24 protein-coding genes are annotated in these 25,424 nt (G+C 65.4%); 10 read left to right on the top strand and 14 right to left on the bottom strand.

Features of this window, described 5'->3' with window-relative positions:
- Positions 1 to 4: 4 nt before the first annotated feature.
- Positions 5 to 439 (top strand): hypothetical protein, encoded by a 435-nt coding sequence (locus ACFQ3C_RS02510; RefSeq protein ID WP_380788852.1) that lies wholly within the window; start codon positions 5 to 7, stop codon positions 437 to 439.
- Here ACFQ3C_RS02510 and ACFQ3C_RS02505 read toward each other — a convergent pair.
- Positions 418 to 1,149: a transglycosylase SLT domain-containing protein gene (locus ACFQ3C_RS02505; protein ID WP_380788851.1), complete on the bottom strand. Its 732-nt coding sequence runs from the start codon at positions 1,147 to 1,149 to the stop codon at positions 418 to 420. The genes ACFQ3C_RS02510 and ACFQ3C_RS02505 overlap by 22 nt on opposite strands.
- Before the next feature lie 161 nt (positions 1,150 to 1,310).
- Between ACFQ3C_RS02505 and gatB the strand changes: the two genes are divergently transcribed.
- The 3 genes from gatB to ACFQ3C_RS02490 all read left to right on the top strand — a co-directional run bounded on the left by gatB (position 1,311) and on the right by ACFQ3C_RS02490 (position 3,885).
- Positions 1,311 to 2,822 (top strand): Asp-tRNA(Asn)/Glu-tRNA(Gln) amidotransferase subunit GatB, encoded by a 1,512-nt coding sequence (gene gatB / locus ACFQ3C_RS02500; RefSeq protein ID WP_380788850.1) that lies wholly within the window; start codon positions 1,311 to 1,313, stop codon positions 2,820 to 2,822.
- Between the two features lie 37 nt (positions 2,823 to 2,859).
- Positions 2,860 to 3,339: a thioesterase family protein gene (locus tag ACFQ3C_RS02495; protein ID WP_380788849.1), complete on the top strand. Its 480-nt coding sequence runs from the start codon at positions 2,860 to 2,862 to the stop codon at positions 3,337 to 3,339.
- A 120-nt stretch (positions 3,340 to 3,459) separates the two neighbouring features.
- Positions 3,460 to 3,885: a DUF4177 domain-containing protein gene (locus ACFQ3C_RS02490; RefSeq protein ID WP_380788848.1), complete on the top strand. Its 426-nt coding sequence runs from the start codon at positions 3,460 to 3,462 to the stop codon at positions 3,883 to 3,885.
- Here ACFQ3C_RS02490 and ACFQ3C_RS02485 read toward each other — a convergent pair whose 3' ends face one another.
- A complete protein-coding gene (locus ACFQ3C_RS02485; RefSeq protein WP_380788847.1) occupies positions 3,886 to 4,143 on the bottom strand; it encodes a BolA family protein in 258 nt (85 codons plus the stop codon).
- Between the two features lie 76 nt (positions 4,144 to 4,219).
- On the opposite strand from ACFQ3C_RS02485, the gene ACFQ3C_RS02480 reads away from it, so the two are divergent.
- Positions 4,220 to 4,846 carry a DnaJ domain-containing protein gene (locus ACFQ3C_RS02480; protein ID WP_380788846.1) on the top strand — a complete coding sequence of 209 codons (627 nt, stop codon included), beginning with the start codon at positions 4,220 to 4,222 and terminating at the stop codon, positions 4,844 to 4,846.
- A 39-nt stretch (positions 4,847 to 4,885) separates the two neighbouring features.
- Here ACFQ3C_RS02480 and ACFQ3C_RS02475 read toward each other — a convergent pair whose 3' ends face one another.
- Entirely contained in the window at positions 4,886 to 5,338 is a 453-nt protein-coding gene (locus tag ACFQ3C_RS02475; RefSeq protein WP_380788845.1) for a MarR family winged helix-turn-helix transcriptional regulator, read from the bottom strand.
- Positions 5,339 to 5,613: 275 nt separating this feature from the next.
- Between ACFQ3C_RS02475 and cobS the strand changes: the two genes are divergently transcribed.
- From cobS to ACFQ3C_RS02455, 4 genes are all read left to right on the top strand, one after another.
- Positions 5,614 to 6,600, top strand: a complete 987-nt coding sequence (cobS, locus tag ACFQ3C_RS02470) for a cobaltochelatase subunit CobS (protein ID WP_380788844.1) — start codon at positions 5,614 to 5,616, stop codon at positions 6,598 to 6,600.
- Positions 6,601 to 6,709: 109 nt separating this feature from the next.
- Positions 6,710 to 8,584, top strand: coding sequence for a cobaltochelatase subunit CobT (gene cobT / locus ACFQ3C_RS02465; RefSeq protein WP_380788843.1), 1,875 nt, complete (start codon positions 6,710 to 6,712; stop codon positions 8,582 to 8,584).
- Between the two features lies 1 nt (position 8,585).
- Positions 8,586 to 10,388: an aminopeptidase P family protein gene (locus ACFQ3C_RS02460; RefSeq protein ID WP_380788842.1), complete on the top strand. Its 1,803-nt coding sequence runs from the start codon at positions 8,586 to 8,588 to the stop codon at positions 10,386 to 10,388.
- A 52-nt stretch (positions 10,389 to 10,440) separates the two neighbouring features.
- Positions 10,441 to 10,785: a DUF427 domain-containing protein gene (locus ACFQ3C_RS02455; RefSeq protein ID WP_380788841.1), complete on the top strand. Its 345-nt coding sequence runs from the start codon at positions 10,441 to 10,443 to the stop codon at positions 10,783 to 10,785.
- A gap of 85 nt (positions 10,786 to 10,870) precedes the next feature.
- Here ACFQ3C_RS02455 and ACFQ3C_RS02450 read toward each other — a convergent pair whose 3' ends face one another.
- Positions 10,871 to 12,559, bottom strand: a complete 1,689-nt coding sequence (locus ACFQ3C_RS02450) for a chloride channel protein (protein WP_380788840.1) — start codon at positions 12,557 to 12,559, stop codon at positions 10,871 to 10,873.
- Between the two features lie 122 nt (positions 12,560 to 12,681).
- Between ACFQ3C_RS02450 and ACFQ3C_RS02445 the strand changes: the two genes are divergently transcribed.
- Positions 12,682 to 14,058, top strand: coding sequence for an FAD-binding oxidoreductase (locus ACFQ3C_RS02445; RefSeq protein ID WP_380788839.1), 1,377 nt, complete (start codon positions 12,682 to 12,684; stop codon positions 14,056 to 14,058).
- A gap of 77 nt (positions 14,059 to 14,135) precedes the next feature.
- Here the strand turns inward: ACFQ3C_RS02445 and recN are convergent, their stop codons facing one another.
- The 10 genes from recN to ACFQ3C_RS02395 all read right to left on the bottom strand — a co-directional run bounded on the left by recN (position 14,136) and on the right by ACFQ3C_RS02395 (position 25,389).
- Positions 14,136 to 15,791 carry a DNA repair protein RecN gene (gene recN / locus ACFQ3C_RS02440; RefSeq protein ID WP_380788838.1) on the bottom strand — a complete coding sequence of 552 codons (1,656 nt, stop codon included), beginning with the start codon at positions 15,789 to 15,791 and terminating at the stop codon, positions 14,136 to 14,138.
- Between the two features lie 53 nt (positions 15,792 to 15,844).
- Positions 15,845 to 16,693, bottom strand: coding sequence for an outer membrane protein assembly factor BamD (locus ACFQ3C_RS02435; RefSeq protein ID WP_380788837.1), 849 nt, complete (start codon positions 16,691 to 16,693; stop codon positions 15,845 to 15,847).
- 141 nt (positions 16,694 to 16,834) lie between these two features.
- Positions 16,835 to 17,755, bottom strand: coding sequence for a UDP-3-O-acyl-N-acetylglucosamine deacetylase (gene lpxC, locus ACFQ3C_RS02430; RefSeq protein ID WP_380788836.1), 921 nt, complete (start codon positions 17,753 to 17,755; stop codon positions 16,835 to 16,837).
- A gap of 229 nt (positions 17,756 to 17,984) precedes the next feature.
- Positions 17,985 to 19,649: a cell division protein FtsZ gene (gene ftsZ / locus ACFQ3C_RS02425; RefSeq protein WP_380788835.1), complete on the bottom strand. Its 1,665-nt coding sequence runs from the start codon at positions 19,647 to 19,649 to the stop codon at positions 17,985 to 17,987.
- A gap of 174 nt (positions 19,650 to 19,823) precedes the next feature.
- Entirely contained in the window at positions 19,824 to 21,158 is a 1,335-nt protein-coding gene (ftsA, locus tag ACFQ3C_RS02420) for a cell division protein FtsA (RefSeq protein ID WP_380788834.1), read from the bottom strand.
- On the bottom strand, positions 21,155 to 22,030 hold the full coding sequence (locus ACFQ3C_RS02415; protein WP_380788833.1) for a cell division protein FtsQ/DivIB: 876 nt from the start codon (positions 22,028 to 22,030) through the stop codon (positions 21,155 to 21,157). Before ACFQ3C_RS02415 ends, ftsA begins: the two co-directional genes overlap by 4 nt.
- Complete coding sequence (locus tag ACFQ3C_RS02410; RefSeq protein ID WP_380788832.1) at positions 22,018 to 22,929, bottom strand: D-alanine--D-alanine ligase; 912 nt, start codon at positions 22,927 to 22,929, stop codon at positions 22,018 to 22,020. The genes ACFQ3C_RS02415 and ACFQ3C_RS02410 overlap by 13 nt, the downstream gene beginning before the upstream one ends.
- An 81-nt stretch (positions 22,930 to 23,010) precedes the next feature.
- Positions 23,011 to 23,952: a UDP-N-acetylmuramate dehydrogenase gene (gene murB / locus ACFQ3C_RS02405; RefSeq protein ID WP_380788831.1), complete on the bottom strand. Its 942-nt coding sequence runs from the start codon at positions 23,950 to 23,952 to the stop codon at positions 23,011 to 23,013.
- Positions 23,939 to 24,202: a DUF2484 family protein gene (locus tag ACFQ3C_RS02400; RefSeq protein ID WP_380788830.1), complete on the bottom strand. Its 264-nt coding sequence runs from the start codon at positions 24,200 to 24,202 to the stop codon at positions 23,939 to 23,941. Before ACFQ3C_RS02400 ends, murB begins: the two co-directional genes overlap by 14 nt.
- Complete coding sequence (locus ACFQ3C_RS02395; protein WP_380788829.1) at positions 24,199 to 25,389, bottom strand: APC family permease; 1,191 nt, start codon at positions 25,387 to 25,389, stop codon at positions 24,199 to 24,201. The genes ACFQ3C_RS02400 and ACFQ3C_RS02395 overlap by 4 nt, the downstream gene beginning before the upstream one ends.
- Between the last annotated feature and the right edge of the window lie 35 nt (positions 25,390 to 25,424).

Genomic DNA, 25,424 nt, shown 5'->3' with positions numbered 1-25,424 from the left:
CCCCGTGACGCAACATCTGCTGGATCATCGCGCGAACGGGCGCAATCCGCGCACAGCCCTGGCGCTGATCGGGGTCTGGGCGGTCCTTGCGCTGTTGCTGGTGGTCTTTCAGGCAGCGCCGCTGATTGTCGGGGGGCTGGGGCTTTTCACGTTGCCTGCGCTTTGGGATCTGGTCTCGAATCGCGGCTCCGGCCTGCGGGTGACGGATCAGGACCTGCACTGGTTCAGTGGCGCGAAGGCGGATACCATCCCGCTGCCGCGGATCAAGACGGTGCGGCTGGACCGGCGGCTGGACCTCAGCTACCGCGTCTCGGTCGTGCTGCGCGATGATCGCCGGATCCGATTGCCACAGGATTGCGTACCCGCCATCGACAGGCTGGAAGAGGTCCTGCACAAAGCGGGCATCGCCGTCGAACGTCACCCGTTCTCGCTGCTTTGATCCGGCCCCGATCCGGCGGGCCGCGCGCGGGGCCGCACGGCAGACAGCGGCGTGCAATAACTCTGCCGCTTCAGCCAGCCCTGCATCTGGTCGCGCCTGGCGGCACTGCGCATCGGGCCCCAGTCGGCGGCCACGCCGCGCCAGCGATCGTCCTGCCGGGCGATCACCCCGTCACGCGGGACGGTCCGCGCCATGATCCGCAGGCCGCAGGACAGGTTCGCGGCCCCGTTCCGCAAATCCGCCCCGCTGCGCGCCGCACAGCCATATCCCGACGCCGTGGCGGGCAGGATCTGCAACAGCCCGTGATAAAGCCCGCCACCACCCACCGCAGCCGCGCGGTGCCCGCTTTCATGCCGCGCCAGGGCCGAGGCCAGACCCGCCCAGAAGGCCCGCCGCTGCGCCGCGTTCGCGCCCCGATAGGCAGGGCACCAGGCGTCGATGTCGCGCGGCACGGTGTCGGTCAGGGCGGCGGCATGGCCCTGCAGCGCCGACAGCGCGGCGCGGGTCCAGAGCGCCGTACCCGTCTGCCGCCCCCAGGCCATGCGCGGCAGCGCCTCGGTTCGCGCGCGGGGGCGGATCGTCTGGATCGCGGTCGCGCCGGATGTGGACAGGCCGGGCTGGACCAGGGCACCGCCGCGATCCTCTGCCGCCGATACGGACAGGGGCAGGCAAAGACAGAGGCAGAAAAGGACAAGACGCGGCAGCAGCATCGGCGCAGACTGCCCGCAACATCCGAGTCGGAACAGCCCCCGCCGTCGCCACAGGCGCCTTGTTGCCGATCCGCACGCGACCCGGCCATGGCCGCTGCCCTCTTGCCCCGCCCCCGCCCCTGTCCTAGAACGCTGCCATCCCAGCCCAGAGGACCGCATCAATGCTTGATCTGACCTACGAGACCCCGAAACCCCGCGTGATCGCCGGTGCGAAACAGGATTGGGAACTTGTGATCGGCATGGAAGTGCATGCGCAGGTATCCTCGAACGCCAAGCTGTTTTCCGGCGCCTCGACCAAATTCGGCAACGAGCCCAATGCCAACGTGTCCTTCGTGGATGCGGCCATGCCCGGCATGTTGCCCGTGATCAACGAATTCTGCGTCGAACAGGCAGTGCGCACCGGGCTTGGCCTGAAGGCGCAGATCAACCTGTGGTCGGCCTTTGACCGCAAGAACTATTTCTATCCCGACCTGCCGCAGGGCTATCAGATCAGCCAGCTTTACCATCCCATCGTCGGCGAGGGCGAAATCCTGGTCGAGATGGGCCCCGGTGTGGCGCGCCTTGTCCGGGTCGAACGTATTCACCTGGAACAGGACGCGGGCAAGTCGATCCATGACATGGATCCCAACATGTCCTTCGTGGATTTGAACCGCACCGGCGTCGCCCTGATGGAGATCGTCAGCCGCCCGGACATTCGCGGCCCCGAAGAGGCCGCCGCCTATGTCACCAAGCTGCGCCAGATCCTGCGCTATCTGGGCACCTGTGACGGCAACATGCAGAACGGCAACCTGCGCGCCGATGTGAACGTGTCGATCTGTGCACCGGGCCAGTACGAGAAATACCAGGCCACTGGCGATTTCAGCCATCTGGGCACGCGCTGCGAGATCAAGAACATGAACTCGATGCGCTTCATCCAGATGGCGATCGAAGTCGAGGCGCGGCGCCAGATCGCCATCGTCGAGGCGGGCGGCAAGGTCGTGCAGGAAACGCGCCTCTACGACGTCGACAAGAACGAGACCCGGTCCATGCGCTCCAAGGAGGAGGCGCATGATTACCGCTATTTCCCCGATCCCGACCTGCTGCCGCTGGAAATCGAACAGGCCTGGGTCGATGACATCAAGGCCCGCCTGCCCGAACTGCCCGACGCCAAGAAGGCACGCTTCATGGGCGATTTCGGCCTGACCGATTATGACGCAAGCGTTCTGACCGCCGAACTGGATGCCGCCAGCTATTTCGAGGCCGTGGCGCAGGGGCGCGATGGCAAGATGGCGGCGAACTGGGTGATCAACGAACTCTTCGGGCGTCTGAAGAAAGACAGCCTTGATATCACCGACAGCCCCGTGTCCCCTGCCCAACTGGGCGGGATCATCGACCTGATCGCGTCCGGCGACATTTCAGGCAAGATCGCCAAGGACCTGTTCGAGATCGTCTATACCGAAGGGGGCGACCCCGCGCAGATCGTGGACGCGCGCGGCATGAAGCAGGTGACGGATACCGGCGCGATCGAAACCGCCGTGGACCAGATCATCGCCGACAACCCCGCGCAGGTCGAAAAGGCCAAGCAGAACCCGAAACTGGCGGGCTGGTTCGTGGGCCAGGTGATGAAGGCCACCGGCGGCAAGGCCAACCCTGCAGTCGTTAACCAGCTTGTGATGGCAAAGCTGGGGCTTTGACCGCCGCCCCCAACCGGCACCGCCACAGGAGATGCCCATGACAATTCCCGCGCCCTTCACATCCTCGGTGATGGAGGTCGAGCCGCAATGGATCGACTTCAACGGCCATATGAACATGGCCTATTACAACGTCCTGTTCGACCGCTGCGCCGATGAGGCCTATAGCCTGATGGGGTTCGGCCCCGACTACATCAAGACCCGCCAGCACACGACCTTCACGGCAGAGTTTCACATCTGCTATGTGCGCGAACTGCATCTGGGCGCGAAAGTCCGCAGCACCTTCCAGCTGATCGGGCATGACGAAAAGCGGTTCCACACCTATCAGGAACTCTGGCACGAGGATGGCTGGCTGGCCGCCACCGGCGAGGCGCTGGGGCTGCATATCGACATGTCCGGCCCCCGCGTGGCCCCGATGCCGGATGATATCCGCGCGAAGCTGGCCGCACTTCAGGCCGCTCATGACGTGCTGCCGCGCCCCGAACGGGTCGGCAGGTCCATCGCGCTCAAGCGCCGCTAGGACAAGGCGCCCGCACTGGCGCGCGATCTGCCGCTCATGCCGCCCGCCTTGGTCCGGTTTGACTGGAACAGGCGCGTCAGTCCTGTTAGAACCACGCGACCCAGATATCAGGACAGGTGCATGAGTTACGAATACCGCGTCATTCCCGCGCCCACGAAGGGCACCAAGGCCAAGGGCGTCAAGACAACCCAGGACCGTTTCGCGCTGTCCTTGCAGGAGACGATGAATGCCATGGCCGCCGATGGCTGGGAATTCCTGCGCGCCGAAACCCTGCCTTCCGAGGAACGGTCGGGCCTGACTGGCAGCAAGACAGTCTATCACAACGTTCTGGTGTTTCGCCGCACGCCCGAGGCCGATCTCGCCGCGTTCCGCCCGCGCCTGCTGGAGGCCCCGGCCGACAGCGCCCCGCAGGCGACGCCGGTGTTTCGTCCGGTCCTGAGCGCACATGCCGCCGCGTCGGACAAGGCGCCTTCGGTTCCATCGCCGCGCGCCCTTTCAGGAAGCCTGGCCCGCACGGATGACCAGGCGCCCGAAAAAGAGGCGTGATCAGTCCGACACGTCCAGCGCCAGGGCGTGAATGCGCCCGATCAGGACAGGCCCAAGTGCCGCATGGATGGCGCGATGACGCGCAATCCGGTTCATCGGGCCAAAGGCAGGTGCGCGGATGACGACACGAAAATGGCTCTCGCCGCCCTCGGCATAGCCGGAATGACCTCGATGCTGCTCGCTTTCGTCAATGACTTCAATATGTTGCGGCGAAAACGCTGCCTCCAGCGCCGATTTGATCTCTTCCGTCCTGTTCATAATTTTACCTGCTTGCCCCCTTCAATCCTTGTTCAAACAGTCTAAACTCTGTGCTCCGAGTCGAAAAGGTGAACCTATGACCAAGCCAGACCCCTTCGGGTTCGACATGTCTGTATCGTCGGCCAAGAAGAAAAATCCACGCGGTCGGCGGGGCATGTCGGGGGCTGTCGAAACCTCAAGCCGGATATGCGATCACGACGGCTGCCAGGAGGCCGGCAAGTTCCGCGCGCCCAAGGCGCCGGATGTGCTGGATGACTATTTCTGGTTCTGCAAGGACCATGTGCGCGAATATAATCTCAAGTGGAACTTCTTCGACGGCACCACCGAGGCCGAGATCAACGCGCAGATGTCCAAGGACAAGGTCTGGGAACGGGCCACGAAACCCATGGGCGACCCCGAAGCGCGCGCCTGGGCGCGGCTGGGGATCGAGGACCCGCATCAGGTTCTGGGCACCAACGCCACGCGCAACCCCGGAAAGTCGATCACCGGCGGCACCCGCAAGCTGCCGCCCACCGAACGCCGCGCGATCGAGATCCTGGAAGCCAAGGACCACTGGACCAAGGCCGAGGTGCGTAAATCCTACAAGGCGCTGATCAAGGTGCTGCATCCCGACATGAACGGCGGCGACCGCAGCCAGGAAGAACAGCTGCAAGAGGTCGTCTGGGCCTGGGACCAGATCAAGGACAGCCGCAACTTCAAGTAAGCCCTGCCCCGCAAGGGGCCGGGTCTGCTCAGGGCCTACTCAGGGCCGGACAGTATCGCCTTCATGGGCGGCCAGTCGCGCCCGCAGGTCCAGCATCATGGCCGACCCCTGCCGCACCTCTTCCATGTCCAGCCCCAGTTCCGCGATGATCTGCGCGGGGATCTCGGCGCAGCGCGCGGCCACCGCGCGGCCCGCATCGGTCAGGAACAGGTCAACCCTGCGTTCGTCGGCGGCGCTGCGCGCGCGCCGGACCAGCCCCAGCGCCTCGATCCGCTTGAGCAGCGGTGACAGCGTGTTCGTCTCAAGACAGAGATCCCGGGCCAGGCTGCCCACATGCTGCCCATCCCCCTCATGCAGGCGCAGCAACACCAGGTATTGCGGATAGGTCAGCCCCAGGGGCGTCAGAAGCCGTTTGTAATAACGGGTGAAGGCGTGGCTGGCCGCATAGAGGTTGAAGCACAGCATCGCATCGGGTTGGGGGCTTTTCGCCATTGTCGCCACTCCGGTCTGGCAGGGCCGAGCAGGGTCTTGGTCGCATCTGCCGGTCGACTATATCGCGCAGGTCGTTTTCCACAAGGCAAAGTCGTGATCACCGCCAACGGGCAAAACCATGGCATCACAAAGGGATGGACATGGGCGCGACGGAAAGTGGCAGGACGGAAAACAGCAGCCCCCCTTGCCCTTGCCTGCATTATGTTGCACCAAACCTGAAAGCGACACCAAGCGATGCACGCGGGCCGGCGGCCCGAGACGGGAAGGACAGGTCCATGGCCGACGGTATGATCGACATCAATGCAAAACCCACCGAAGACATCTCGGTCCGCGAGGTCTTCGGGATCGACACGGATATGGTCGTCAAGGGCTTTCCCGACCGGACCGAACGCGTCCCCGAGGAAGACAGCACCTACAAGTTCGACCCGGACACTACGCTGGCGATCCTGGCGGGCTTCAGCCACAATCGCCGCGTGATGATCCAGGGCTACCACGGTACGGGCAAATCAACCCATATCGAACAGGTCGCCAGCCGCCTGAACTGGCCCTGCGTGCGCGTCAACCTTGACAGCCACATCAGCCGGATCGACCTGATCGGCAAGGATGCGATCAAGCTGAAGGATGGCGTGCAGGTCACCGAATTCCAGGAAGGGATCCTGCCCTGGGCGCTGCGAAACCCCACCGCGATCGTCTTTGACGAATACGATGCCGGCCGTGCCGACGTGATGTTCGTGATCCAGCGCGTGCTGGAAGTGGACGGCAAGCTGACGCTGCTGGACCAGAACGAGGTGATCACCCCGCACAAGTATTTCCGCCTGTTCGCCACCGCGAACACCGTCGGTCTGGGCGACACCACCGGGCTTTATCACGGCACCCAGCAGATCAACCAGGGCCAGATGGACCGCTGGAGCCTGGTGGCGACGCTGAACTACCTCAGCATCGAGGCCGAGACGAATATCGTGCTGGCGAAAAACCCGCATTACAACACCGACAAGGGTCGCAAGACCATCAAGCAGATGGTGACCGTCGCCGATCTGACGCGCACCGCCTTTATGAACGGCGATCTGTCCACCGTCATGAGCCCTCGCACCGTCATCGCCTGGGCCCAGAACGCCGAGATATTCCGCAACGTGGGCTATGCCTTCCGGCTGACCTTCCTGAACAAATGCGACGAGCTTGAGCGCCAGACCGTGGCCGAATTCTACCAGCGCCTGTTCGATGAAGAACTGCCGGAATCGGCGGCCAGCATGGCGATGAAGTGATCGCAGGGCGCTTTATCCACCCAGGCGGGATGTCCTCGCGACACCTGCCCGCTGGGCGGAGGCGCGCCTGCGCTGGGCCCTTGGGCCGCATTGCGACCGGAGAGGTGAGATGAGCAAACCGACTGACAACCCCGCCGATCCGTTCAAGAAGGCCCTGGCCGAGGCCACCAAGGTCATGGCCCATGACCCCGATCTGACGATCAGCTATTCGGTCGATCCTTCGGGGCTGTCGGGCGATGCGATGCGACTGCCGCAGGTCAGCCGCCGCATGTCGCGCGACGAGGTGTTGCTGGCGCGCGGCACGGCCGATGCGCTGGCGCTGCACCGCCGCTATCACAATGACGCGCTGCACGCGCGCTACGCCCCGCCGGGCCAGATGGCGCGTGATCTTTACGAGGCGATGGAAACCGCGCGTTGCGAGGCGATGGGCGCGCGCGACATGCCCGGCACCGCCGGCAATATCGACGCCAAGATCGCGCATGAGGCCGCGCGCGCGGGCTATGACCAGATCACCCAGGCGTCAGATGCGCCGCTGGCGACCGCCGCGGGCTACATGATCCGGCATCTGGCCACGGGCCGCCCCCTGCCCGCAGGCGCACAGAACGTGATGGAACTGTGGCGCGGCTTCATCGAGGATCAGGCCGGCGGCACGCTGGAAGGTTTGCAGGACAAGCTGTCGGATCAGGCGGCTTTCGCGCGTTTCGCCCGCAAGGTGATCGAGGATCTGGGTTACGGCGATCAGCTGGGCGATGACCCCGATCAGCCCGATGACGATCAGGACGACGCCGAAGACAGCGCCGAGCAGCAGGAAGACCCCGACAGCAGCGGTCAGGACGACCAGCAACAGGAAGAGGCCGAGGCCAGCCCCGAACAGTCCCAGGACGATAGCCAGGATGCAAGCCAGGCCCAGGTCTCGATGGACGAACTGGCCGATCAGGAGATGGGCGAGGATACCGACCTGCCCGATGGCGAGGCCCCGCTGGAGCCGCCCGCGCCGCAGCCCGTATCGGACGCAGACCCGAACTATGCCGTCTATGTCACTGATTTCGATGAGGAAATCCTGGCCGAGGAACTGGCCGACCCGGTCGAACTGGAACGCCTGCGCGCCTATCTGGACCAGCAGCTTGAGCCGCTCAAAGGGGCAGTGGGCCGTCTGGCCAACAAGCTGCAACGCCGCCTTCAGGCGCAGCAGAACCGGTCCTGGCTGTTCGACATGGAAGAAGGCATTCTGGACGCGGGCCGTCTGGCGCGGGTTGTCGCCAACCCCACCACGCCGCTGTCCTTCAAGGTCGAAAAGGACACCGAATTCCGCGACACCGTCGTGACGCTGCTGCTGGACAACTCGGGCTCGATGCGTGGCCGCCCGATCTCGATCGCGGCGATTTGCGCCGATGTTCTGGCGCGCACGCTGGAACGCTGCTCGGTCAAGGTCGAAATCCTTGGCTTTACCACCCGCGCCTGGAAAGGCGGACAAAGCCGCGAGAAATGGCTGGCCGAAGGCCGTCCGCAGCAACCCGGCCGCCTGAACGACCTGCGCCACATCATCTACAAATCCGCCGACGCGCCATGGCGGCGGACCCGGTCCAACCTGGGGCTGATGATGAAGGAAGGCTTGCTGAAGGAAAACATCGACGGCGAGGCGCTGGAATGGGCGCATCGGCGCATGATCGGCCGCCCCGAGGCACGCAAGATCATGATGGTGATCTCGGACGGTGCGCCGGTGGATGATTCCACCCTGTCGGTGAACCCCGCGAACTACCTTGAAAAACACCTGCGCGACGTGATCGCCATGGTGGAAAAGCGCCGGGCCGTGGAACTGATCGCCATCGGCATCGGCCATGACGTGACGCGCTACTACCAGCATGCCGTCACCATCACCGATGTGGATCAGCTGGCGGGCGCCATGACCGAACAGCTGGCCGGTCTGTTCGACAGCGATCCGCGCGCACGGGCCCGGATGCTGGGCATGAAAAGGGCCATGTAGGATGTTCCAGACCTTCGAGGAAAGCGCCCGCCCCGAGCAGGGCCCACCCCGGCTGGCCGCGCTGCGCGACCATCTGGCGCGCGAAGGGTTGACCGGTTTCCTGGTGCCCCGCGCCGATGCCCATCAGGGCGAATACGTGGCCCCGCATGATGCGCGCCTGGCCTGGCTGAGCGGTTTCACCGGATCGGCGGGCTTTGCCTGCGTGCTGCCGCATGTGGCGGGCGTCTTCATCGACGGGCGCTATCGCACGCAAGTGAAAGGCCAGGTGGATCTGGCCCATTTCACCCCCGTTCCCTGGCCCGAGACAGGTCTGGCCGACTGGCTGCGCGGCGCGCTGCCCAATGGCGGCGTGATCGGCTTTGATCCCTGGCTGCATACGGCCGAAGAGATCGGCAAGCTGGAAGAGGCGCTGTCGGGCAGCGCGATCACGCTGAAGCCTGTCGCCAATGCGGTGGACAGCATCTGGCCGGATCAACCCGCTCCGCCCACCGGACCGATCACCCCCTATCCCGACGATCTGGCGGGCGAGACAAGTGCATCCAAGCGCGCGCGCCTGGCTGAAACGCTGCGCTTGGCGGGCCAGACGGCGGCCGTGATCACGCTGGCCGATTCCATCGCCTGGCTTTTGAACGTGCGCGGCGCGGATATCCCGCGCAACCCGGTGCCGCATGGCTTTGCCGTGCTGCATGACAACGGGCACATGACGCTATACGCCGATCCCGCCAAATGCGACGACGCGCTGCGCGCGCATTTGGGGGCCGAGGTCACGCTGCGCCCGGTCACAGCCTTCGGTCCCGGCCTGCGTAGCCTGACCGGCCCCGTGCGGGTGGACCGCGCGACAGCCCCGCTGTGGGTGTCGATGGAACTGGCCGAGGCAGGTGTGGCCTGCGCCTGGGGCCAGGATCCCTGCATTCTTCCCAAGGCCACCAAGACCCCGGCCGAGATCGCCGCCACCACCGAGGCGCATCTGCGCGACGCCGCCGCCATGGTGGAATTCCTGTGCTGGTTCGACGCGCAGGAACCCGGCAGCCTGACCGAGATCGACGTGGCGACCGCCCTCGAGGGGTTCCGCCGCGCCACCAACGCCCTGCGCGACATCAGCTTCGAGACGATCGCAGGCACCGGCCCCAATGGCGCAATCATGCATTACCGCGTCTCGCGCAGCAGCAATGCGCGGCTGGAACCGGGCCATCTGATCGTGGTGGACAGCGGCGGGCAATATCTGGACGGCACCACCGACATCACCCGCACCCTGCCCGTGGGCGAGGTGGGCGATCTGGAAAAAGCCTGCTTTACCCGCGTGTTGCAAGGCATGATCGGGATTTCGCACCTGCGCTTTCCCAAGGGTCTGGCCGGGCGCGACATCGACGCGATCGCCCGCGCGCCCCTGTGGGCGGCGGGGCTGGATTTCAACCACGGCACCGGGCACGGGGTGGGTGTCTACCTGTGCGTACATGAAGGCCCGCAGCGGATCAGCCGCGTGTCCGAAGTGCCGCTCCAGCCCGGCATGATCCTGTCGAACGAGCCCGGTTATTACCGCGAGGGCGCATTCGGCATCCGCATCGAGAACCTGATCGTGGTGCGCGAGGCCCCCGCCCTTGCCGGCGCCGACGATCGCGCCATGTTCAGCTTCGATACGCTGACATGGGTGCCGATCGACCGCCGCCTGATCCTGCCGGGTCTTCTGACCGCGCAGGATCGCATCTGGCTGAATGGCTACCATGCTGCATGTCACGACAAGATCGCCCCTCGGATTTCGGATGCGGCGCGGATATGGTTGTCGCAGGCAACCGCTCCGCTGTGATACGTCTCTGACAAATCAGGCGGGCCTGCCACTATCGAAACGGGGGAGAACGATGGCTGACCATATCAAGATTACCAAGGCTGATGGCACCTGGGTGGTCCGCGCCGGCGGTGCCGTTCTGGGCGAATCGCACGATGCGCTGGAACTGACGGAAGGGTCCATGCCCTTCGTGATCTACTTCCCGCGCAAGGATATCGCGATGGCCTTTCTGGACCGGACCGATCACAGCACCCATTGCCCCCACAAGGGCGATGCCAGCTATTTCTCGATCGTGACCAAAAGCACGACGCTGAAAAATGCCGCCTGGTCCTATGAGGATCCCAAACCGGGGATGGAGCGGATCAAGGATCACATCGCCTTCTACGCCTCGGACACAGTGGCGGTGGAACAGGTCTGATCCCCGGACCGCACTGGCGCCTTGCGGGCGCGCATGGATATTTGCAGCAAGAAGAAACAGGGCCCGCCGCGCATATTCAGCGGGCCTAGCTGTGTTCCTCCTTGGCCGTGGCGGCCAGGGCGCTGTTGTAGGTCTTGAGCGCGTCCACGTGGAAGAGCGCGCCCCAGAGCTGCGGCGCCTCATCCCCCTTCGACGGTGTGATCACCGGAAGAAAGGGCACGCCGGCCCGGTCAAAAAGGGGCAATGCCGCCTCAAGCGTCGCGGTCGCCTCGACGAAGATGCCATCCTCGATCATCTCGTGACAGGCGGTCTCGTCTGCCATGCCGGGTTCGCCCAGCTTGCGCATGACCGCGCCGACCCGGAACATCGACAGCAGATAGGCCTGCGGACCCGCCGCCAGATGCACACCGCGCCGTTCCAGCTGGGTCAGGAAAAACGACCGGTCCACGAGGCGCGAGGCCAGGACCGTGGACAGCGACACCGCCGTCAGCACCGCGATCCCGATCTGCCAGTCGCCCGTCATCTCGAAGACGATCAGCGTGGTCGAGATCGGCGCGCCCAGAACCGCCGCCGACACCGCCCCCATGCCCGCCAGGGCATAGATCGTGCTGGCCCCCGAGACCTCCGGGAAAAGCCCCGTGGCAATCATCCCGAAGGCAAGCCCCGTCAAGGCCCCGATCATCAGCGAGGGCGAGAATACCCCACCCCCCATGCGCCCGCCCATGGTGATGGCCACGGCCAGAACCTTGAGCGCGCAGAAGACCACCGCCTCATGCAGCAGAAGCTGGCCGGTCAGGGCATCCGATGTCGTCTCGTAGCCGACACCGATGATATGGGGAAACCAGATCGCCAGACCGCCCAGCATGGCCCCCGCAACCGCCGGACGCAGCCAGCGCGGCAAGCCGGTCATGTCCTGGATGCGATTGCCCACATTCTCGGCCAGAAAGATCGAGCGCATCAGCGCGGTCGCCACCAGCCCGCAGACCAGGCCCAGGATCAGGAAGGCAGGCAATTCGCCATAGAATTCAAGCGCGCTGAACCCCGGCAGGCTGAACTCGGTCACGCCGCCATATTCGAGACGGTTGATCACCGTCCCCGCCACGGCGGCAATCGCGATCGGCGCGAAAGCATGCACCGCGAAATGCCGCAACACGACCTCCAGCGCGAAAAGCGCCCCGGCGATGGGCGCGTTGAAGCTGGCCGAAACCGCCGCCGCCACCGCGCAGCCCAACAGGTCGCGCCCGGTGATCCCGTCGGCGCGGATGCGTTCGCTGACCCAACTGGAAATCACCGCGGCCATATGCACGACCGGGCCTTCGCGCCCGCTGGATCCACCGGTCGACAGCGTGATCAGCGAGGCCGCCGCCGAGGCGATGCCCGCGCGATGCTCAACCCGCCCATCCTGCAGCGCCGCCCCTTCGATCACATCCGCCACCGCGCGCACCCGACCGTCCGGCGTGAACCGGTGCAGGATCAGCCCCACCACAAGCCCCCCCGCGATGGGCAGGATCAGGATCCAGTACCAGGGCATGGTTTCGGCAAAGCTGTGCAGCTTGGCCACATCATCGGTCCCGTAAAGAAAGGCCTGCAGGGTCTCGATCCCCTTGCGGAACAAAAGGGCTGCGAAACCGGCGGCAATCCCGATGATCAGGGCGATCAGCCAGAACTGGAACTGGCTGGGGCCGCGCTTGCGCAACAGGCGCAGGGCCTCGGCCAGCCAGGTCACCATATCGCGCAACAGCTGCAGCACTTGGGCCATGATGGCCTGACGCATCAGACCGGCCCCTTGCTCAGGGCACGCAGATGCCGCCGCGCTGTTCTATCCATGCTCTTGCCCCTTCCCCGTCCTGTCGGCTTGGCCTAGGCTCGGTCCATCCGAAACGCTGGGAGACACGGATGATCCGCCAGACAGCTCTTGACGATCTGACTACCTTGTTAGGACAACGCGCCACCCGGTCCAAGTCCGAACTCGACCAGCACGGCCGCTCCGAGACGCATTTCCCCCTGATGCCGCCCGAGATGGTCGTCTATCCCGAAACCACGGCAGAGGTGTCGGCCATCCTGCGCCTGTGCGCGGCCCATGGCATCCCCGTGGTGGGCTATGGTGCCGGCACCTCGCTGGAGGGACAGGCCCAGTCGCCCCATGGCGGGGTCTGCGTTGATTTCCGCCTGATGAACCGGGTGCTGCAGATCAATGCCGCCGACATGGATGTGGTCGTGCAACCGGGCCTGACCCGCGAAGCGCTGAACGAGGCGTTGCGCGCCACGGGACTGTTCTTTCCGGTCGACCCGGGGGCCAATGCCTCGCTGGGCGGCATGGCCTCGACCCGCGCCAGCGGCACCACGGCCGTCCGCTACGGCACGATGCGCGACAATGTCCTTGGCCTCGAGGTCGTGCTGGCCGATGGCCGCATCATCCGCACGGGCACGCGGGCGCGCAAGACGGCGGCGGGCTATGACCTGACCGCGCTTTTCGTCGGCGCCGAGGGCACGCTGGGGCTGATCACCGAGATGACCCTGCGCCTGCATGGCCAGCCCGAGGCGACGGCCGCGGCGATCTGCGGGTTTGCCGACATGACCGATGCGGTGGCGGCCGTGATCGACACGATCCAGCTGGGCCTGCCCATGGCGCGGATCGAATTCATCGACGCCGCCAGCGTCGCCGCCGTCAATGCCTGGTCAGGCACCGACATTCCGCTGCAACCGCATCTGATGGTGGAATTCCACGGCTCGGACGCGGGCGTGCGCGAGCAGGTCGAAACATTCGGCGAGATCGTGGCCGATCATGGCGGCACCGGCTTCGACTGGGCCACCCGCCCCGAGGATCGTCGCGCGCTCTGGGCCATGCGCCACAATGCCTATTACGCGATCAAGGCCTCGCGCCCCGGCGCCATGGCGATTGTCACGGATATCTGCGTGCCGATCTCGCGCCTGGCCGATGCGGTCAAGCAGACACAGGCCGATATCGACGCCTCCGGCATCGCGGGGCCGATCCTGGGCCATGTCGGAGACGGGAATTTTCATGCCATCCTGCTCTACGACCAGGCCGAGCCCGCGCAGGAAGAGACCGCCAAGGCGCTGTCGCATCGCATGGTGACCCGCGCGCTCGAGATGGGCGGGACAGCCACGGGTGAACATGGCATCGGGCTGGGCAAGCTGGATTACATGCAGGCCGAACACGGGCAGGCATGGGATGTGATGCAAACGCTGAAGATGGCGCTGGACCCGGCCAATATCATGAACCCGGGCAAGATGCTGCGGCAAGACACCTAGCCGCGCGCGCCCCTTCGTTTCTTCTTGCTTCAAATATCCATACGCAACCGATGCAGCGGGCCTGACGGACGGAAGGCTCAGACCGTCCCGGCCAGCAGCGCCCGCGCTGCGCCGCGTGCCTCGTCGGTGATCGTGTCGCCCGCCACCATCCGGGCGATCTCATCCACCCGCGCGGCCGCATCCAGCGGCACGACGGTGGTTGTCGTCATCTCGGCCTGCACGCGTTTTTCCACGCGCCAGTGATGCGCGCCAAGGGCCGCCACCTGCGGCGAATGCGTCACGACCAGCACCTGCCCGCCTGTCGCCAGCGCCGCCAGCCGGCGGCCCACGGCATCGGCCGTCGCCCCGCCCACGCCGCGGTCGATCTCGTCGAAGATCATCGTGATGCCTGCATCACGATCGCTCAGGCAGACTTTCAGCGCCAGCAGGAATCGGCTCAACTCGCCGCCCGACGCGATCCGCGCCAGCGGGCCCGCCGGCGCGCCGGGGTTTGTCGCCACGCTGAAGGCCACGGTGTCGCGCCCCTCGGGGCCGGGGTCCGATGGCTCGATCACGGTGCGGAAGACCGCGCGATCCATCTTCAGGGGGGCCAGCTCCGCCGTAACCGCCCGGTCAAGGCGCGCCGCGGCCTCGGTGCGTGCGGCGGTCAGCGCAAGGGCCGCCGCATCATAGGCCGCATCGGCGCGGCCCAGTTCCGCCTTGAGCGTCTTGAGCTCCGCATCACCCCGGTCCAGCGCCGCCAGACGGTCGCGCAGCCCTTCCGCGAACTGTCCCAGGTCATCCGCTAGCACGTCATGCTTGCGCGCCAGCGCCCGGATCGCGAAAAGCCGTTCCTCCACCGTCTCAAGCTCGTGCGGATCAAAGCTCATCACATCCTGCGCGCGCTCGATCCCCTGCACGGCCTCGGCCAGTTCGTTCAGCGCGCGCCCCAATGCCTCCAGCGGCGCATCCAGCATCCCTTCGGCCCGGTCCGCGATCCCGTCCAGCCAGCGCAAGCCATCGCCCATCGCGCCCTCGGCCCCCTGTGGCCCCAGGATTGCATGGGCGCGGGCCATGTCTTCGCGGATCCGCTCGGCCCCTTGCATCATGCGGCGGCGGGTATCCAGCTCGGCCTCCTCGCCGGGTTGGGGATCCAGCGCGTCCAGCTCTTCCATGGCATGGCGCAGAAAATCCTCCTCGGCGCGCACGGCGTCCAGGGCGGCTTGCGCTTCGGCCAACTGGCGCATCAGCCTTGCGCGATGCCGCCAGGCGCCACGCACCGTGTCGAGCTGCCCCGCAAGTCCCGCGAAAGCATCCAGCAGCGTCCGGTGGCCTTTGGGGTCCAGCAGGCCGCGATCATCATGCTGACCGTGCAATTCGACCAGCGTCTCGGACAATGCGCGCAGCACCTCGCCGGAACAGCGCCGATCGTTGATCCAGGATGTCTTGCGCCCGTCAAGCGTGTTGATGCGGCGCAGGATCAGCTCGGGCCCGGTGGGCAGGCCCGCCTCCTCCAGCACGGCATGAGCGGCATGGCCCTTGGGCAATTCGAACACGGCGACCACCTCGCCCTGCTCGGCGCCCTGCCGCACCAGTTCGGCGCGGCCGCGCCACCCCAGCACGAATCCAAGACTGTCCAGCAGGATCGACTTGCCCGCGCCGGTTTCGCCGGTCAGCACATTCAGACCCGGCTGGAAGGCAAGATCCAGCCGGTCGATGATCAGCATGTCGCGGATTTCAAGCGCGCGCAGCATTCCCGGCCTGCCCCCGGCTCATGCCCGTCGGCCAGCGGTGCAAGGCATGGCCATCACAGCCACTGACCGCGGATCGTCTGGCGATAGATCTGCGCCAGCCAGCTGTCGCCCGCCGCCTCCAGTTCCAGGCCGCGCCCGTTCAGCAGCTTGAAGCTGTCCGCGTACCAAGTGGTTGACCGGAAGTTATGGCCCAGGATCGCGCCAGCCGTCTGCGCCTCCTGGGTCAGACCAAGGGACAGATACGCTTCGACAAGGCGATGCAGCGCCTCTGCGGTATGGCTGGTGGTCTGGAAATCCTGCACCACGACGCGGAACCGGTTGATCGCGGCGGTATAGTGATTGCCCTTCAGGTAATACCGTCCGATTTCCATTTCCTTGCCGGCCAGATGGTCGAAGGCCAGGTCGAATTTCAGGATCGCGGAACTGGCATATTCGCTGTCGGGATAAACCTCGATCACGGTACGCAGGGCCTGCAACGCCTGAAAGGTCAGGCCCTGGTCACGGCCCACATCGTCGATCTGGTCGTAATAGGAAAGCGCCAGCAGATATTGCGCGTAAGCCGCATCGTCATCGGCCGGGAAGAAATCGATATAGCGTTGCGCCGCGGCACGGCTGTTTTCGAAATCACGGGCCGAATGATAGGCATAGGCCTGCATGATCAGACCGCGCTTGGCCCATTCCGAATAGGGATAAAGACGCTCGATCTCGGAGAAATAGAAGGCCGCATCCTCGGGACGGTTGCGATCAATCTCGAACTCGGCCCGCTCGTAGATCTGTTCTGCCGTGAAACTGTCGAGGGGAATCGATCCGCGCCCCGCGCGTTCCACCGTACTGTCGCATCCAGCCAGCAAAACAGCCAGTAGAACGCCGCCGATCACACTTGCCCGGGACCCGCCTGTCATGCTTGCTCTCACCTTTGTCTGGTCTCGTCCGCAGGGCCGAACCCTGCTGTCAAAGACGGTCCTAGCACAGAAAATTCCGGTGCAAAACGTCTTTGGCGCAAATAGACAAAGACAGCGCTACAGCCGCCGTTGAAGGGTGGTTCATGCCACCGCCGGAATTTCGTCCATATGGACGCCCACACCGGGAAGCCGGGCGGTCATGGCGGGATCGCACACAACCATCCGATAGGCCGAGGGGCGTGCGAACAGGCAGCGCAACAACTCGTTGGTCAATGCATGACCCGCGCGATGGCCCGTATAGGCCCCCAGCAGCGGCGCTCCTGCCAGGGCAAGATCACCCAGCGCATCCAGCATCTTGTGGCGCACCGCCTCGTCACGGTGGCGCAATCCGCCGGGGCTGAGAACGCGATCACCATCGACGACAACGGCATTTTCCAGCGTGCCACCCAGGGCCAGCCCGCAGGCATGCATCGCCTCGACATCGGCCTGGCGGCAAAACGTGCGGCTGTCGCACAGTTCGCGCACGAACGTGCCGTTGGACATGGTCAGGCGCTTGGACTGCGCGCCGATCGCGGCATCGTCGAACTCGATGCGGAAATCGATGATCAGGCTGTCCGAGGGCGCAATCCGCGCCCAGGCATCGCCGCGCCGCACCTCGACCGTTTCCAGAACCTGCAGCGCGCGCACGGGGGCGGCCTGCGCCCACAGGCCACGCTGCATGATGCTGCGTACGAAAGCAGCGGCGCTGCCATCAAGGATCGGCACTTCGGGGCCGTCCACTTCGATCAGCGCGTTATGAACGCCACAGCCTGCCAGTGCGGCCATCACATGTTCCACGGTCGAGACAGTGACCCCGGACTGGTTTTCCATCAACGTGCACAGCGGCGACTGGCGCACCGCGTCCCAGCGCGCGGGAATCATCGCATCGCCGAACAGGATGTCGCTGCGGCGAAACCAGATACCATGTTCGGCGGCGGCGGGATGGATCACCATCTGCACCGGCTTGCCCGAATGCAGGCCCACGCCGCTGAAGCGAACCGCCGATTTCAAAGTATGCTGCACGTCAAGCCTCGGGTTTGGGAAATGGCGATCTGGCGCCTTGCCGAAAAAATAGTGGTGTGACGCTTTAGTAACAATTCAATCTTTGTAACCGATTGAAACATCCTCGAAACGCATGGGCGGATATCTGCCATCGCGGCATACCAGCCAGCGCAACACACTGTTCCAAATAGAAAAAGACCGCCCCAAAGCGGTCTTTTCCAAAAGCTGCATAGGCCGGAAATGGCCGGTTTCAGTTCGCCTGGCGCCGCAGGAAGGCCGGAATCTCGATCCGTTCCTGATCGGGGTCCTGCGCGTCGGTCGGGGCCGGCCGGGCCTGTTGCGCGTGACCCTGCGAGGCTTGCGCGCGCACCGGGGGTTGCTGACGTGCGGGCTGCGCCGGGGCACGATCCTGCGCCTCATGCGCGTGACCGGTCATGCGGTTGATCAGCGAGTTGATGCCGAAACGCGCACGATGCTCAGGCTCGGGCTGCGGCTGTGCGGCCGGGCGCTGCGCCTGGGGGGCTGCCTTGTTCACGGCATGGTGCAAACGCGCCAGCGCCTCGGGAGAGGGGGTGCCCGGCGCGGGCGCACGCGGCGCCACGAAGGCGGCTGCCTGATCCTCGTCCTCTTCGTAACGGGCCTGGGGCTGCACAGTGCGCGGCTGATAGGCCGGCGGCGGCAGGCTGTCGTCCTGATCCGCATCCTCGGCAAAGATGTCATCCATCTGCTCGGACGCGGCGGTGCGTTGCACATCCAGATCCTCGAAGAAGGTCGGCTCGGCCTTGCGCTGCACAGTGGCGGGGGCTTCCTGTGTCGCTTGAACCGGGGCCTTCTCTGCCTGACTTGCGGCAACAGGGGCCTGTGCCGCAGCGGCGGTTTCCTGGCTGACCTGCTGGGTCAGGGGTTGCGCCATACCGCGGCGGGGGCGGGGCATTTCGACTGCGGCCTCGACAACGTCGATCCCGGTCGCCACGACGCTGACGCGCATCATGCCTTCCATATCCGTATCCAGGGTCGAACCGACGATGATATTGGCATCGGCATCCACCTCTTCGCGGATGCGGTTGGCGGCCTCATCCAGCTCGAACAGGGTCAGGTCATGCCCGCCGGTGATGTTGATCAGAACACCCTTGGCGCCACGCAGGCTGATTTCGTCCAGCAGCGGGTTGGCGATTGCCTTTTCCGCAGCCTGGATCGCGCGATCTTCGCCCGAGGCTTCGCCAGTGCCCATCATCGCCTTGCCCATCTCGTCCATCACGGCGCGGACATCGGCGAAATCCAGGTTGATCAGGCCGGGGCGCACCATCAGGTCGGTCACACCCTTGACGCCCTGGTACAGAACGTCGTCCGCCATCGAGAAGGCTTCGGTGAAGGTGGTCTTTTCATTGGCCAGACGGAACAGGTTCTGGTTGGGGATGATGATCAGGGTATCGACCATCTTCTGCAGCGCCTCGACACCTTCTTCGGCCTGACGCATCCGCTTTGCGCCCTCAAACTGGAAGGGCTTGGTCACGACGCCGACGGTCAGCACGCCCAGTTCACGTGCGGCCTGCGCGATGATCGGGGCAGCACCGGTTCCGGTGCCGCCACCCATGCCGGCGGTGATGAAGCACATATGCGCGCCAGCCAGGTGATCCACGATCTGTTCGATCGATTCCTCGGCGGCGGCGGCGCCCACGGCTGCCCGCGCGCCTGCGCCCAGACCTTCGGTGACTTTCACGCCAAGCTGGATCCGGCTGGGGGCGTTGCTTTGCTGAAGCGCCTGCGCGTCGGTATTCGCCACGACAAATTCGACCCCGGTCAGCTTCTTCTCGATCATGTTGTTGACCGCATTGCCACCCGCGCCGCCGACACCGAATACGGTGATACGTGGCTTGAGCTCTTCATGTCCGGGCATCGAAAGGTTCAATGTCATGATCTGTCCGCCTGAGGTTAAAGCCCGCATTCGCGAGCATTTTTCTGCCTATTCGGTACTATTCATAACCCGTACCGCCGGGATCGTCACCAAAAAAACGCGAATTCACCACAAAATATGGCGATAGAATGCTCACCGCACGCGGGATTTCGCCGAATAGGCCATATCTAGCGGTTACCAGTTGTCCTTGAACCATTTCACGGCTCTTCTCAGCGACCGCGCCGGGTAGCGATCGACCGGAATTTCGAAATCCCACCACTCGTCCTGCGGATGTGCCGCGAACAGGCACAGCCCGACCGCGCTGGCGAAACCCGGCCCCGTGGCCGACTGCGGCAATCCGTGCACCCGCAGCGGTCGCCCAAGGCGGACCTGCTGGCCCAGGATGCGGCTGGCAAGCCCATCCAGACCCGGAATCTGGCTGCCGCCCCCGGTCAGGACGATTTGCTGGCTGGGCAGGTGTTCGAACCCGGCCGCGTCCAGCCGCCTGCGGACTTCTTCCAGAATTTCCTCGACCCGGGGACGCATGATCCCGATCAGTTCGGCCCGGCTGACCGTGCGCCGGTCATGTTCCCAATCGCCTGTATCGCCGCCGATCTCGATCATCTCGCGGTCGTCCATGCCGGTGGCGACCACCCCACCGTAGAATGTCTTGATGCGTTCGGCCGTCGCGGTCGGCACACCCAGACCCATCGAAATATCGCCAGTGACGTGATCACCGCCCATCTTGACGCTGTCGGCATAGATCATGTGCTTTTTCATGAAGATCGACAGGCCGGTCGTACCACCGCCGAGGTCGATGCAGGCACCGCCCAGTTCCTGTTCGTCCTCGACCATGGCCGAGATCCCCGACACATAGGAAGACGAGGCGACACCGGCCAGTTCCAGATCGCAGCGCTTGACGCAATGGGCCAGGTTCTGGATCGCGGCGGCATCCACCGTCAGCATGTGCATGTCGGTCGCAAGCCGCATCCCCATCTGGCCGCGCGGATCGCCCAGGCCAGACCGATGATCCAGCGCGAAATTGACAGGCTGGGCGTGCAGCACCTCGCGCCCCTCGCCGTATTCGGGAACCTCGCAGGCACTCAGGACGCGGCTGACATCCTGTTCGGTGACCACATGCCCTTCCAGATCAATCGCCCCCGCCAGACCATAGCTGCGTGGCGCACCGCCCGAAAAACAGGCAATCACGTGATCCACCCGGATATTGGCCATCTTCTGCGCGGCCTGGACGGCGGTGCGGATCGCGCGTTCCGTCTCTTGCATGGCGTGGATCTCACCGAAGCGCACCCCGCGCGACCGTGTCGTGGCCGCGCCGATCACCCGGAACCCCGCCTGCCCCGCCATCGGGCCGACACCCTCGACCTCCATCTCGCGATCGGAGCCGTCGAAGCGCAGCACCAGGCACCCTATCTTCGAGCTGCCCACATCCAGGATGGCCACGACACCGCGCTGCATGGCGGCGCGTCGCATGTTCCGCATGGCGCGCTGGCTTTCATAAAGCTCGATCATTGTCTTGCAATCCCTGCATGAGTTGTCTGCATTTCGCGCCACTGCTCGACAGCGGCGGGATTCATCCGGATGGTTGGTCTCTGGCTAAGCCGCATGTCCATGACGGACAGATCGCGTTCCAGCATCTCATGGACCTGGCCCATGGCGATCACGCGCTCCAGCGCCTGGACGGGACCGTCCTCGGGCAGCAGAATGCGCTGCTCGCGGTCCAGCACCACGTCCCAGCGCCTGTCGCCCACGCGCACAAGGCCACGCATCCGCGCGCCCAGAGGGCCCGCCGCGCGCACCAGATCAAGCGCCTCGCCGACATGGCGATCCGCCCCCTCGCCCGCGATCAGCGGCAAGACGGCATAGGCCTCGCGCGATGTGGCGGGCGCGATGACGGCACCGGTTCCGTCCAGCACCTCAAGACCCTGCATCGTGCGCCAGACCACGGCCGGGCTGCGCTCGACCACATCGACCTGCAGAATGCCGCCGGACCTGATCCGTACGCTGGCCTCCTGCACGGGCGGCAGATCGCGGATCTGGGCCAGCACTTCCTCGAGTTCCAGATCGAAGCTGCTGATCGGGAAATCCAGTTGCAGCACTTCGCGGATATCCTCGGCCACGCTGCTGGAGGCACCGTCGATCGCCATCAGGTTGACCATGAATTCGGGCCGCGTCTGGAACTGCTCGCGCAGGTCGACGACCGTCTGCACAACGCTGTCGCGGCGCTGATCGTCGGACATGTAAAGGCTGACAGAGCCGAACGCGATCGCGAAGGGCAGCCCGACCCGCAACAGGTTGCGATAAAGCGGCGTCAGCATCAGCCGCTGCATCCGGTAGGACCAGCGCGAGGGCGCCGGATCAAGCCGATGGTTCACCTGTTGCACGAGGCATCCTCCACCATCCAGGCACAGAACTGCCCGAAGCTCAGCCCGATCAGGGCGGCATGCTCCGGCGACAGCGACGTGGGCGTCATGCCGGGCTGCGTGTTGGTTTCCAGCAGCACCAGACCGTCCAGGCCGCGGCTGTCATCCCAGCGGAAATCGGTGCGCGTGACACCCCGGCAGCCCAGTGCGTCATGGGCGCGCCGCGCGTAATCCATGCAGGCATCGGTGATCGTCGCGGGCAGGTCCGCGGGGCAGACATGGCGCGACCCGCCGGGCTTGTATTTCGCGTCGTAATCATACCAGCCATCGGTGATGATCTCGGTCACGCCCAGGGCGCGATCGCCCATCACCGTGACAGTCAGCTCGCGCCCCGGTGCATAGGCCTCGACCATCAGGATGTCTGGAAGCCCCTCGGGCAGGCGCGGCGCATTCATGCCCTCGCGCACGATCACCACACCGACAGAAGATCCTTCGTCGAAGGGTTTGACCACATAGGGCGGCGGCATCAGATGCGCGGCGGAAATCTGGGCCTGCGTGGCAAGCACGCTGGGCACCACGGGCAGACCCTCGGCGCGGTAGATATCCTTGGTACGTTGCTTGTCCATCGCCAGCGCCGAGGCCAGCACACCCGAATGGGTATAGGGCAGGCGCAGCCATTCCAGCAGCCCCTGCACGCAGCCATCCTCGCCCCAGCGGCCATGCAGCGCGTTGAACACCACGTCGGGCGCGACCTCGGCCAGACGTGCAGGCAGATCGGTCCCCGCATCCAGCGTGACCACCTCATAGCCTTCAGATTGCAGCGCCGCGGCGCATTCGCGCCCCGATGACAGCGACACCTCGCGTTCGGCCGAAGCGCCGCCCATCAATACCGCAACCTTGGGGGGTGTCCTGCCCGACATACCCAATCCGTGCCTCAAATCCCGGGCCTTGAATGACCCTTTTGTTCAGGGGTCAGTGACCCTTATGTGTGATAGTGCCTGTCAACCGCTCTCAGGGGTCGTTTCGCCGACCCTCATGATTTCCCACTCTAGCGTGATCCCGGTTGAATCGTAAACCTTTTTTCGCACGCTCTCGCCAAGGTTTTCCAGATCGGCGGCGCTGGCGCCCCCGGCATTGATCAGGAAGTTGGCGTGCATTTCGCTCATCTGCGCGCCGCCCAGCCGCGCGCCGCGCATTCCGGCATCCTCGATCAGCTTCCACGCCTTGAGGTCATGCACGTCATCGGCGCGCCCGGTGCTGGAAAATCCGGCCGGATTGCGAAAGGTGCTGCCGGCGCTGCGATCCTTCGTGGGCTGGCTGGCATCGCGGCGCGCGATCTGCTCGTCCATCCGCGCCGCCAGCGCCGCCGGATCGCCGGCAGGCGCCTGGAACGTGGCGCGGGTCAGCACCCAGCCCTCCGGCAGCACGCTTTGCCGGTAGGACAGGCGCAGATCATCGCGCGACAGCGTGACGATGCGGCCATCGCGGGTCACGGCCTCGACCTCGGTCAGCACATCGGCCACGTAAGCGCCATAGCACCCCGCGTTCATCCTGACCGCGCCGCCGATGCTGCCGGGGATGGTGCGCAGAAAGGTCAGGTCCAGCCCGGCCTCCGCCGCGCGCCGCGCCACATGGGCATCCAGCGCCGCCGATCCAGCGCTGACCCGGTCGCCCGCGATCTCGATCGCGTTGAAGCCGCGCCCCAGCCGGATCACCACGGCGCGCAGGCCGCCGTCACGCACGATCAGGTTGCTGCCGACCCCCATCGGAAAAACCGCGACATCGGCATCAAGCGCACCCAGGAAATACGCAAGATCCGCGGTGTCGGCAGGCTGATAAAGCCAGTCCGCAGGCCCGCCCACGCGCAGCCATGTCAGGTCCGACAGTGGCTTGCCCGTGCTCAGGCTGCCGCGCAATCCCGCGATCCGGTCAGGTCGGGCCATCCTTCTTCTCCATCAGGCGCCGCATCCAGCGGCCAAGATAGATGACCGGCCAGCGCAACATGCTCATCCCCGCCATCATGACCACAAGCCCGATGACAGGCCCGTTCTCATAGGTCACATACCCCAGAAGGGGAATACCCAAGGCGATCAGCACATAGGCCCGGCGCCAGTGGTTGTCGCGTGACGGCAGTATCGCCGCCAGATTTGCCCCCAGCGCCCATAGACAGGCCAGGATCAGCGACCCGCTCATCCGCCGCCCCCCAGGAAAGAGGCCGCGAAGGTCAGCACACAGCTGATGACCCCCAGCACGGGCACGACCATGGGCACCACGAAGGGCCCCTCGGGCACGCGCCGCTTCAGCCCGATCAGCGCCACGTTGACGATGGCGAAGACGATCAGCAGCGCCTGGGTCGTGATCTCGGCCAGCACCGCGACCGGCAAGGTCAGCGCCGATGCCGTGACCGCGGCACCGATTACCACAGTCCCCAACGCCGGCGTGCCAAAGCGCTTGTGCGCCTGGCGAAAGACCGACAGACCCGGCGAGCGTTTGCCCAGGCCGAACAGTACCCGCGCCGCCATGACGATCTGCGCCAGCACCCCGTTCAGCGCGGCCGCGACGGCGATGGCCGACAGGAAGGCGGCCGATGTTCCCGTGCCCGCCTCCCATACCAGCGCAAGCGGACGTTCCGAGGCGCCCAGCAGCTCACGCGGAACCGCCCGGACCGCCGCCAGCGAGACCAGCATGTACAAAAGCCCCGTGATCGCCAGCGCCCAAAGGATCGCGCGCGGCATGCTGCGCCCCGGCGCATGCGTCTCCTCGGCGATATTGACGACATCGTCAAAACCGATGAAGGCAAAGAAGGCAAAGATCGTCGCCGCCGCCACCCCGGACCATTCCGGCGCGGGTGGTGCGACCCAGTCCGCCACGGGTGCCGCGGCAAAGCCCGCACCGATCACAAGTGTCAGGCCCAGCACCTCGATCACGGTCAGTACCGCCGCGAAGGTCAGGCTTTCCAGCACCCCCACCACCGCGATCAGCGTCATTGCCGCCCCAAGACCGACAATGCCCCAAACAAAGGGAATATCGACGATCGAGGTCAGATAGCCCACGCCCCCGCGCAGCACCGCGGCCGCCGCCACGACCCCCGCGATCACATTGACCGCCCCCACCGCCACGGCAAGCGCGTGGCGGCGCAAGCCCACTTCGACATAGGATGAATCGCCCGCCGCCTCGGGAATGCGCGCGGCCAGTTCGGCAAAGCTCAGCGCCGTGGGCACTGCCACGATCGCCGCCAGCGCAAAGGACAGTGGCGCCCAGATGCCGGCGGCCCCGGCGGCGGCCCCGGTCAGCACATAGATGCCCGCGCCCACCATGATGCCCACGCCATAAGCCGTCAGCAGGCCCGGCCCGATCCGTCGCTTCAATGCCTCAGCCATGGCCAGCCCTCCGCCAGCACGTCCGCTGTTTCTTC

The sequence above is a fragment of the Seohaeicola saemankumensis genome (assembly GCF_042678485.1).
In the GTDB taxonomy this organism is placed as follows: Bacteria; Pseudomonadota; Alphaproteobacteria; order Rhodobacterales; family Rhodobacteraceae; genus Seohaeicola; species Seohaeicola saemankumensis.
Note: the sequence above shows the minus strand (reverse complement) of the source record. Positions and strands in the feature narration are given on the sequence as shown.

Excerpts from the sequence above, each read along its gene's own strand:
- ACFQ3C_RS02505 (WP_380788851.1), bottom strand. The coding sequence starts at position 1,149 with ATGCTGCTGCCGCGTCTTGTCCTTTTCTGCCTCTGTCTTTGCCTGCCC.
- gatB (WP_380788850.1), top strand. The coding sequence starts at position 1,311 with ATGCTTGATCTGACCTACGAGACCCCGAAACCCCGCGTGATCGCCGGT.
- ACFQ3C_RS02495 (WP_380788849.1), top strand. The coding sequence starts at position 2,860 with ATGACAATTCCCGCGCCCTTCACATCCTCGGTGATGGAGGTCGAGCCG.
- ACFQ3C_RS02490 (WP_380788848.1), top strand. The coding sequence starts at position 3,460 with ATGAGTTACGAATACCGCGTCATTCCCGCGCCCACGAAGGGCACCAAG.
- ACFQ3C_RS02485 (WP_380788847.1), bottom strand. The coding sequence starts at position 4,143 with ATGAACAGGACGGAAGAGATCAAATCGGCGCTGGAGGCAGCGTTTTCG.
- ACFQ3C_RS02480 (WP_380788846.1), top strand. The coding sequence starts at position 4,220 with ATGACCAAGCCAGACCCCTTCGGGTTCGACATGTCTGTATCGTCGGCC.
- ACFQ3C_RS02475 (WP_380788845.1), bottom strand. The coding sequence starts at position 5,338 with ATGGCGAAAAGCCCCCAACCCGATGCGATGCTGTGCTTCAACCTCTAT.
- cobS (WP_380788844.1), top strand. The coding sequence starts at position 5,614 with ATGGCCGACGGTATGATCGACATCAATGCAAAACCCACCGAAGACATC.
- cobT (WP_380788843.1), top strand. The coding sequence starts at position 6,710 with ATGAGCAAACCGACTGACAACCCCGCCGATCCGTTCAAGAAGGCCCTG.
- ACFQ3C_RS02460 (WP_380788842.1), top strand. The coding sequence starts at position 8,586 with ATGTTCCAGACCTTCGAGGAAAGCGCCCGCCCCGAGCAGGGCCCACCC.
- ACFQ3C_RS02455 (WP_380788841.1), top strand. The coding sequence starts at position 10,441 with ATGGCTGACCATATCAAGATTACCAAGGCTGATGGCACCTGGGTGGTC.
- ACFQ3C_RS02450 (WP_380788840.1), bottom strand. The coding sequence starts at position 12,559 with ATGCGTCAGGCCATCATGGCCCAAGTGCTGCAGCTGTTGCGCGATATG.
- ACFQ3C_RS02445 (WP_380788839.1), top strand. The coding sequence starts at position 12,682 with ATGATCCGCCAGACAGCTCTTGACGATCTGACTACCTTGTTAGGACAA.
- recN (WP_380788838.1), bottom strand. The coding sequence starts at position 15,791 with ATGCTGCGCGCGCTTGAAATCCGCGACATGCTGATCATCGACCGGCTG.
- ACFQ3C_RS02435 (WP_380788837.1), bottom strand. The coding sequence starts at position 16,693 with ATGACAGGCGGGTCCCGGGCAAGTGTGATCGGCGGCGTTCTACTGGCT.
- ftsZ (WP_380788835.1), bottom strand. The coding sequence starts at position 19,649 with ATGACATTGAACCTTTCGATGCCCGGACATGAAGAGCTCAAGCCACGT.
- ftsA (WP_380788834.1), bottom strand. The coding sequence starts at position 21,158 with ATGATCGAGCTTTATGAAAGCCAGCGCGCCATGCGGAACATGCGACGC.
- ACFQ3C_RS02410 (WP_380788832.1), bottom strand. The coding sequence starts at position 22,929 with ATGTCGGGCAGGACACCCCCCAAGGTTGCGGTATTGATGGGCGGCGCT.
- murB (WP_380788831.1), bottom strand. The coding sequence starts at position 23,952 with ATGGCCCGACCTGACCGGATCGCGGGATTGCGCGGCAGCCTGAGCACG.
- ACFQ3C_RS02400 (WP_380788830.1), bottom strand. The coding sequence starts at position 24,202 with ATGAGCGGGTCGCTGATCCTGGCCTGTCTATGGGCGCTGGGGGCAAAT.
- ACFQ3C_RS02395 (WP_380788829.1), bottom strand. The coding sequence starts at position 25,389 with ATGGCTGAGGCATTGAAGCGACGGATCGGGCCGGGCCTGCTGACGGCT.